The organism is Mangrovicoccus sp. HB161399, assembly GCF_013184745.1.
Classification (GTDB): domain Bacteria; phylum Pseudomonadota; class Alphaproteobacteria; order Rhodobacterales; family Rhodobacteraceae; genus Mangrovicoccus.
In genome coordinates this window covers 86,295-92,796 of sequence record NZ_JAATVU010000023.1, presented here as the reverse complement: position 1 = coordinate 92,796, position 6,502 = coordinate 86,295, and the positions used below count along the sequence as shown (strand labels likewise).

Below are 6,502 nucleotides of genomic sequence, written 5' to 3'. Positions count from 1 at the left end.
GCCTGCCATTGCATCGGGGGATCGAACCATGCGGTCCGCGACCCTCGCTGCCTCAGCGATTGATTGCAGCTGCGCCAATTGGCGGTGCTGCACTCGGTCTGCGCGCGCCCGCTCATTCAGTCCCGCTGCCACGCTGGATTCACGACGTGAATCCCCCTCTTTTGTGCAACGACACCACGTGAGGCTGGTGCAGGACCGCGGCGCCGCCGTGGTTCAGGCCAGCCGGGAACTCGAGATCGCAGAGAGCGTCCTGCGCCGATGGATTGGGCAAGCCAACGCGCCAGCATGGCGCAAACCGCACCATGCCGGGAACCGGGACAAGCTGACCGCGGACAGGGCCGCGGCCGCCGGGTCAGAGCGCCCGGTGGCCGATGTCGCGGCGGCAGAAGCCTTCGGGCCAGTCGAGCGCGTCGATCAGGGCATAGGCCCGGTCGCGCGCCTCCTGCAGCGTCGCGCCGCGCGCGGTCGCGTTCAGCACCCGCCCGCCGGTCGCCAGCACCTTGCCGTCCTTCGCCGCAGTCCCGGCATGGAACATGACGCGGTTGCCATCTTCCTTGAGCGCGGCAAGCCCGCGAATCTCGGTGCCCTTCTGGTAGCTGCCGGGATATCCGTTCGCGGCCATCACCACGGTCATCGTGTGGTCGTCGGCCCAGTTGACCGTCATGCCGGCCAGACGGCCGTCAACGCAGGCCTCGATCAGGTCCAGAACCTGGCCGCCGAGCCGCAGCATCAGCGCCTGGCATTCCGGATCGCCGAAACGGGCGTTGTATTCGACCAGCCGCGCCTTGCCGTCCTCGATCATCAGCCCGGCATAGAGCACCCCGACATAGGGCGAGCCGCGCCGCGCCATCTCCTTCAGCGTCGGGCGGATGATCTCTTCCATGGTCTGCGCGGCCACCGCGTCCGACAGGATCGGCGCCGGGGAATAGGCGCCCATGCCCCCGGTATTGGGGCCGGTATCGCCTTCGCCGACGCGCTTGTGGTCCTGCGCGGTACCGATCGGCAGCGCGGTCTCGCCGTCGCACATAACGAAGAAGGAGGCTTCTTCCCCGGTCATGAACTCCTCGATCACCACCGCCGCGCCAGCCGAGCCGAAGGCGCCGCCGAAGATGTCGTCCACCGCGTCGAGCGCGGTCTGCACGTCCATCGCCACGATCACGCCCTTGCCCGCGGCCAGGCCGTCGGCCTTGATCACGATCGGCGCGCCCTGCGCTTCGACATGCGCGCGCGCGGGAGCGGCGTCCTCGAAGCGGGCATAGGCCGCCGTGGGCGCCCCCGAGGCGTCGCAGACGGCCTTGGTGAAGGATTTCGACGCTTCCAGCTCGGCGGCAGCCTGGCTTGGCCCGAAGCAGCGCACGCCCGCCTCGCGCAGGCGGTCGGAGACGCCGGCAACCAGCGGAGCCTCGGGGCCGACGATCACCAGGTCGATGGAATTCTCCTGGGCGAATTCTGTCACCGCGCCGCCGTCATTGATGTCCAGCTGCGCGCACTCCGCGATCTCGGCGATCCCGGCATTGCCCGGCGCCACGATCAGCCGGTCGCATTTCGGGTTCTGCTTGACTGCCCAGGCCAGCGCATGCTCGCGCCCGCCGCCACCGAGAATGAGAATGTTCATGCCGCCTCCGCTGCGTGTTCCGCCTGCCTCCTAGGCAGGAAGCGCCGCGGAGGCAAGCGCGTTGCCGCCTCGCGCCGGAACGGCAGGCCGTATGGCGGGCTGCTCCCGCGGCCCTGCCACAGGCGGCCAACGCCATGCCATTGCCCCGCCGGGCCGCCGATTTCCATGGTCCCGGCGGCGCCCGGGCGGTGCATTCCGGCCTCTGCCAAGGCAAAGCACTGGACCGCCCCACCGGGGTCTCCGGCCGGGCCGGCAGCTGCGGCCCGGCACAGGACAAGGCGCGCGGCCCCGCGGTCGCCGGCCGCCGCTGCGGCACCGGCTGACGGCTTTTCCTCCCCGCCGCGCTCGGCTAGGGTCGGTGCGCGCAGCGGAGACACCCATGGACCTGTTCGAAGACGAGCCCCAGGCGGGCGGCAACGCCCCGGAATTCACCGTGTCCGAGATCTCGGGCGCCGTGAAGCGCACCGTGGAAGGCAATTTCTCCCATGTCCGCGTCCGCGGCGAACTCGGCCGCATCTCGCGTCCGCGCTCGGGGCATATCTATCTGGATCTGAAGGATGACCGCGCCGTACTGGCCGGTGTGGTCTGGAAGGGCCAGGCCGCCAGGCTCGCCATCCAGCCCGAAGAGGGCATGGAGGTCATCGCGACGGGCCGCCTGACCACCTTCCCCGGCCAGTCCAAGTACCAGATGGTGATCGAGGACATGGCCCCGGCGGGCGTCGGCGCGCTGATGGCAATGCTGGAGAAGCGCAAGGCCAAGCTCGAGGCCGAGGGTCTCTTCGCGCCCGAGCGCAAGCGGCCCCTGCCCTACCTCCCCGAGATCATCGGCGTGGTGACCTCGCCCTCCGGCGCGGTGATCCGCGACATCCTCCACCGGCTGCGCGACCGTTTCCCGCGCAAGGTCCTGGTCTGGCCCGTGGCGGTGCAGGGCGAACGCTGCGCCCCCGAAGTCGCCAGCGCGATCCGCGGCTTCAACCGGCTGACGCCCGGCGGCGCGCTGCCGCGGCCCGACGTGCTGATCGTCGCCCGCGGCGGCGGCTCGGTCGAGGACCTCTGGGGCTTCAACGAGGAGATCGTCGTCCGGGCGGCGGCCGAATCGGAGATTCCGCTGATCTCCGCCGTCGGCCACGAGACCGACACGACGCTGATCGACTTCGCGTCCGACCGGCGCGCGCCGACGCCGACCGCCGCCGCCGAGATCGCCGTTCCCGTGCGGCTGGAGCTGATGGCCTGGCTCGACAACCAGGGCGCGCGGCTCGCGCGTGCCGGAACGCAGGGCATCGTGCTGCGCCGCCAGCGGCTGCGCGACCTCAGCCGCGCCCTGCCGCGGCCCGAAACGCTCGCAGATACCGCGCGGCAGCGGCTCGACCTCGCCTCCGACCGGCTGCCGCGGGCGCTGAAGGACCTGGCGCAGGGCAAGCGCAACCGGCTGGTGCAGCTCTCCGCTGAGCTGGCGCCGCGACGCCTGCAGGACCGGCTGCGCCATGACCGGGCGCGGCTCGACGACCTGTCGCGGCGGCTGGAGCGCAGCCTCGCGACCAATGCCGCGCGGGAGCGCGCCCGGCTCGACGCCGTTTCCGCCCGGCTGCCCGGCGCAGGTGCGGCCGGACTGCGGCGCCGCCGCGAACGGCTTGCCGGCCTGCGGCTCAGCGCGGCGCCGCTGGCCCGCGGCCTGGCACATGGCAGGGCCGACCTGGCGCGGCTGGCCCCGCGGCTGCCCAAAGCGCAGGAGACACGGCTGCGCGACCTCTCCGCCCGCCTGACGGCGCTCGAGCGAATCCGCCTCAGCTATGACCACGGCGCGGTGCTGGCACGCGGCTTCGTGCTGGTGCGCGACGCCGACGGCGCGCTGGTCACCAGCAGCGGCACGCCCGCGCCGGGCAGCGCGCTGGAACTGGAATTCTCCGACGGGCGCCTCGATGCGGTCGCGGCAGGGACCAGCGGCAGGCCCGCAGCCAAGCCCGCCGCGAAGAAGAAGCCGCCCTCCCAGGCCTCGCTTTTCGACGAATGACGCCCGCTTGGGCATCGATGTCTGGCCTCGCCGAACTCAGACCGGATGTTCCGGCCGCCGCGTCGGGATTTCCTTCGGAACATCTTCGGGCTTCACGCTGGCAATCAAACCAGCGAAACGCGCGATCACGCCGGCAGCGCGGAACCGCTCCCCGCCGATATCGCAGCCGGGGCCTCCATCAGGACCGACAACAGACAGCTCGCCGAATGCCGGCCCGCTCCTGCGGTTCAACTCCTGTTTCGCGAATGGCATCCTGATCTGCGCGACATGCCGCTTTTCCTCGGCGATCTTCTGCCGCAAATCGCGGGAAAGACACTCCCCGTTCCGATCGATTGTGCGCAGCACTTCATAAGCGCCGAGGATCCACAGCCAGAAAGGACCGGTGTAGCGCGCGAATTCCATGCCCTCGATGGTGCCGCTGCCGTTCCAAGCCCTCGTGGTTTCCGAGATATCCGCTCCGATATCCTTGAGGTACCGGGCCTGCTGCGCCGTGCAGAGCGAGAACAGGATGAAGGGTGCACTTCGTGCAGTTCGCGGCGCAGGTCTTTGCCGCTCATTCCGACTCCATTCAGCACGCCCGATCTGCCGACCGCCCGAAACTGCCCCGTCAGGCGCTGCAAAATGACATGTCATTCGGGCCGGAAGGACCTCAGGTGCCCAGATAGGGCGCCGGGCACTGCATCGGCTCCTGCGAGCGCTGCACCTCGTAGAGCCAGGTGCCCTGCGGGTCGCTGTCCGCGCGCGCGCCGAGCCGCCCGCCCTCGTTGACGAACTGCCAGCATTGCAGCGGGATCCCGTCGCCGTAGTCGAAGCAGATCTGGCCGCCGGATTCGTACCAGACGCCCTCCTGGCAATCGCCGCCGATCTGGCGCCAGATCACCTTGCGGTCCGGCAGGTACTGCTCCATGCCGTAGATCCGGCCGTCATGCGCATAGGTCACCGTGTGGCCGCCGACATAGGCGCCGAATTCGGCCCCCGACATCGCATCTTCCGCCATGGCGGGACAGGCTGCCAGAACCAGGGCAGCCGCCATCGCGTGCATCCGTCCCGTCATCGCACTCTCCGTCTCTCGCTCGGGCGGCGACATGCTACACCGGAACCGGGACCGCCGACAGGCCGGCCGCGCTCACGATGGGGTCAGGTCCCCGCCGCCACCGGCACCCCGGCCGGAGCGCGCCGCGGGCGGAGCGCCGCCACGGGCGCGCGGCCGGCGCGGCGCCTTCCTGCGGCCTCAGATCTGCTTTTCGGGAATCCGCACGACCAGCCCGTCCAGCGCGGGCGTCACCTTCAGCTGGCAGGTCAGGCGCGAGCTGCCCGGCTTCGGCTCGAAGGCGAAGTCCAGCATGTCCTCTTCCATCGTCTCGATCGGGGACAGCTTCTCCGCCCAGGCCGCGTCGACATAGACATGGCAGGTCGAGCAGGCGCAGGCGCCGCCGCAATCGGCGTCGATGCCCGGAACGTTGTTGTCGCGCGCGCCTTCCATGACCGTCAGCCCGACAGGCACCTCCACCACATGTTCCGTGCCGTTATGCTCGATATAGGTGATCTTGGGCATGCTCGTTCCTCAGACTGGCTCAACTGCGACAGGGTTCATTTAGGCGATGCCGCCGCGCTTGGCCAGTGCCCGGACCCGCTTGCAAACCGGCCATGATGTTCCCACTATGTTCCCATGCCTGCCGACTCCCCCCCCTCCTGGCCGCGCCCGCCCGCGGCGCTGCCCGCCTGCTGGCTCGACCGGCCGCCCGCCAATGCGCGCGTGGCGGTCGCCGGGCTGGTGCTGGTGCGGCAGCGGCCCGGCACCGCCAAGGGAGTGATCTTCGTCACGCTCGAGGACGAGACCGGGGTTGTCAATGTCATCGTCTGGCGCAGCATCTACGAACGCTTCCGCCGCGCGGTGATCGCCGGACGGCTGCTGCGCGTCACCGGCCGGATCCAGCGCGAGGCCGGCGTCACCCATGTCGTCGCCGAGGAGGTGGAGGATCTCTCCGCGCTGCTCGACGGACTCCTCGGTTCCGGCGCGCCCTGACCCGGCCCATGCCAAAGGGCCGCCCGCAGCGGACGGCCCTTCCGGAAATCGCGGGGCTGGCGGCGTTCAGCCGTCGGCGCCGTTGTCCATGGCTTCGATCGAGATGAAGACCTCGACCTCGTCGGAGACGTAGGGGGCGTACATGCCCATGTCGAACTCCGAGCGGACCAGCGTGGTGGTGGCATTGAAGCCGATCCAGGGCTTGCCGGCCATCGGGTGGTCGCCCTTCTGGGTCATGGTGGTGTCGAGCACGACCGACTTGGTGATGCCGTTCAGCGTCAGGTCGCCGGTGATCTTCGCGGTGTTGTCGCCGGTCACCTCGATCGAGGTCGAGGTGAAGGTGCCTTCCGGATTGGCCTCTGCGCCGAAGAAGTCGTCGGTCTTGAAATGCGCGGTGCGCTCGTCATCGCCGGTGAAGAGCGAGGTGATCGGGAAGGAGACGGAAACCGAGGAAGCCGCCGGATCGGCGTCGTCGAACTGGATCTCGCCGGCGATGCCCGAGAACATGCCGTAGGTGGTCGAGAAGCCGAGGTGGCTGTAGTGGTAGACGATCTGGGCGTGGGTGGTGTCGACCGTGTAGGTGGTCTCCTCAGCCAGCGCGCCGGTGGCGGCGAAAGCGGTCATGGCAGAGGCAAGCAGGAACTTTTTCATGGAACATCTCCGGGGATCAGGTTGCTGGGGAGAATGTCGGCCCTGGGCCCAGCCAAGTCCATTCCGGCTATTTTCACGCCTCGTGTGCGCCAGCGAACAGAACTGCGGCGACTTGTGCGCGCCCTGCCGGAACCTGCCCCCGCTGCCGCCGCGCCGCGCCTGCGCCCTTGCCATGCGCCGGAATATGTGTATGAAGGCG

The 6,502-nt window shown here is 69.6% G+C and carries 7 protein-coding genes; 2 read left to right on the top strand and 5 right to left on the bottom strand.

Features of this window, described 5'->3' with window-relative positions; all coding sequences use genetic code 11:
- Window positions 1–352: 352 nt before the first annotated feature.
- Window positions 353–1,615 (bottom strand): phosphoribosylamine--glycine ligase, encoded by a 1,263-nt coding sequence (gene purD / locus HCC78_RS14870; protein WP_172329574.1) that lies wholly within the window; start codon window positions 1,613–1,615, stop codon window positions 353–355.
- Between the two features lie 379 nt (window positions 1,616–1,994).
- Here purD and xseA point away from each other — a divergent pair, with 379 nt between their 5' ends.
- On the top strand, window positions 1,995–3,626 hold the full coding sequence (gene xseA, locus HCC78_RS14865) for an exodeoxyribonuclease VII large subunit (RefSeq protein WP_172329573.1): 1,632 nt from the start codon (window positions 1,995–1,997) through the stop codon (window positions 3,624–3,626).
- Between the two features lie 36 nt (window positions 3,627–3,662).
- On the opposite strand, the gene HCC78_RS14860 is transcribed toward xseA, so the two are convergent.
- The 3 genes from HCC78_RS14860 to HCC78_RS14850 all read right to left on the bottom strand — a co-directional run bounded on the left by HCC78_RS14860 (window position 3,663) and on the right by HCC78_RS14850 (window position 5,181).
- A complete protein-coding gene (locus HCC78_RS14860) occupies window positions 3,663–4,028 on the bottom strand; it encodes a hypothetical protein (RefSeq protein WP_172329572.1) in 366 nt (121 codons plus the stop codon).
- Window positions 4,029–4,275: 247 nt separating this feature from the next.
- The gene (locus HCC78_RS14855; protein WP_253949176.1) at window positions 4,276–4,680 is read right to left on the bottom strand and encodes a hypothetical protein; all 405 of its coding nucleotides are present in this window, start codon (window positions 4,678–4,680) and stop codon (window positions 4,276–4,278) included.
- A 177-nt stretch (window positions 4,681–4,857) separates the two neighbouring features.
- Window positions 4,858–5,181, bottom strand: a complete 324-nt coding sequence (locus HCC78_RS14850) for a 2Fe-2S iron-sulfur cluster-binding protein (protein WP_172329571.1) — start codon at window positions 5,179–5,181, stop codon at window positions 4,858–4,860.
- A gap of 114 nt (window positions 5,182–5,295) precedes the next feature.
- Here HCC78_RS14850 and HCC78_RS14845 point away from each other — a divergent pair, with 114 nt between their 5' ends.
- On the top strand, window positions 5,296–5,652 hold the full coding sequence (locus HCC78_RS14845) for an OB-fold nucleic acid binding domain-containing protein (protein ID WP_172329570.1): 357 nt from the start codon (window positions 5,296–5,298) through the stop codon (window positions 5,650–5,652).
- Between the two features lie 66 nt (window positions 5,653–5,718).
- Here the strand turns inward: HCC78_RS14845 and HCC78_RS14840 are convergent, their stop codons facing one another.
- Window positions 5,719–6,303 carry a YceI family protein gene (locus HCC78_RS14840; RefSeq protein ID WP_172329569.1) on the bottom strand — a complete coding sequence of 195 codons (585 nt, stop codon included), beginning with the start codon at window positions 6,301–6,303 and terminating at the stop codon, window positions 5,719–5,721.
- Between the last annotated feature and the right edge of the window lie 199 nt (window positions 6,304–6,502).